Genomic DNA, 546 nt, shown 5'->3' with positions numbered 1-546 from the left:
CGGCTGTGGTTCCTGTCGCAGATGGAAGGCGTCAGCCAGGCGTATCACATCCCGCTCGGACTGCGCATGCAGGGAACGCTCGACCGTGCAGCGCTGCGCCATGCGCTGGACCGCATCGTCGCCCGCCATGAAGCCCTGCGCACGACCTTCGTGCTGGAACACGGCCAGCCGGTGCAGCGCATCGCCCCAGCTGACAGCGGCTTCACACTGCAGGAACACGATCTGCGCAACCAGAATGACGCCGAAGCCAGACTCGGCGAACTGGCCGAGGCCGAAGCCGCAGCGCCGTTCGACCTTGCCACCGGCCCGCTGGTGCGCGGTCGCCTGATCCGGCTCGACGACGACGAGCATGTGCTGCTGGTGACGATGCACCATATCGTCTCCGACGGCTGGTCGCAGGGCATCCTGGTCAACGAGTTCAGCGCGCTGTACAACGCCTATCGTGCCGGCAAAGACGATCCGCTGCCGCCGCTGGCGATCCAGTACGCCGACTATGCGGCCTGGCAGCGGCGCTGGATCGAGGGCGAGGTGCTGCAGGCGCAGGCG

The 546-nt window shown here is 67.4% G+C and carries 1 protein-coding gene; it reads left to right on the top strand.

Annotated elements, in window-relative coordinates; translation table 11 throughout:
- Positions 1–546 (top strand): condensation domain-containing protein (locus tag ACFQUU_RS29475; RefSeq protein WP_382252202.1); only part of this gene is annotated, 546 nt, incomplete at both ends.

The organism is Herbaspirillum sp. GCM10030257 (assembly GCF_042666555.1).
In the GTDB taxonomy this organism is placed as follows: Bacteria; Pseudomonadota; Gammaproteobacteria; order Burkholderiales; family Burkholderiaceae_D; genus Noviherbaspirillum.
The sequence above is the reverse complement of the archived record's forward strand: the minus strand, read 5'-3'. Positions and strand labels throughout refer to the sequence as shown.